Consider the following 294-nt stretch of genomic DNA (forward strand, 5'->3'; position numbering starts at 1 on the left):
GCTTGCTGTACCTCCATTCCCTGTTATCCATGTAGCACCAGAATCTATACTATACTCCCATCTTTCTCCACCAGCCAAAGTGTTTCCTAATGTAACATTAACAACTCCACTATTAGTAATACCATCACTACTACTTTCTCCAGTATCAGAATTTAAATCTACTGATGATACCACTGGGGCTGTTGTATCTACAGTAATTGTTGTTGCATCACTTGCTGTACTTGCATTTCCTGCTGCATCTGTTACTACTGCGGTAATTGATTTAGCTCCATCTACTCCTAAATCTGATTTATC

At 39.1% G+C, this 294-nt stretch carries 1 protein-coding gene; it reads right to left on the minus strand.

Annotated elements, in window-relative coordinates; genetic code table 11:
• The coding region (locus GBG18_RS15195; protein WP_152192411.1) for a hypothetical protein at positions 1–294 on the minus strand (294 nt) is incomplete at both ends.

This window comes from Poseidonibacter ostreae (genome assembly GCF_009208075.1).
Lineage (GTDB): Bacteria > Campylobacterota > Campylobacteria > Campylobacterales > Arcobacteraceae > Poseidonibacter > Poseidonibacter ostreae.